Here is a 280-nt window from a genome sequence, read left to right on the forward strand (position 1 = left end):
TCTTCAGCCGCTGAAGGTTGTCGTACTCAAAACGGTAGCTCCGCTCTTTGGGACTGCCCCCCTGGGGGTCTTTGGCCTTCCATTTGACGGCCGAGATCATCCCGTTATAATAAGGGCTGTTGCCGATGGCGGCTTCCTGCTGGTCGTAAAGGATCTCCATGCCGAACACATCATTGCTCTCGTCGTTGCGGTCGTCAGCCGTCAGGCTGCTGTTGTTGATCGAGGTCAGCTGGCCCCGGATGTTATAGCGGTAGTCGACCGACTGCAGGTAGCTGGAACC

1 pseudogene is annotated in these 280 nt (G+C 57.1%); it reads right to left on the minus strand.

What is annotated here, in order from left to right:
• A pseudogene (locus DDR33_RS26405) lies at positions 1 to 280 on the minus strand (hypothetical protein); the annotation flags it as partial.

The organism is Pararcticibacter amylolyticus (genome assembly GCF_003130405.1).
GTDB lineage: Bacteria > Bacteroidota > Bacteroidia > Sphingobacteriales > Sphingobacteriaceae > Arcticibacter > Arcticibacter amylolyticus.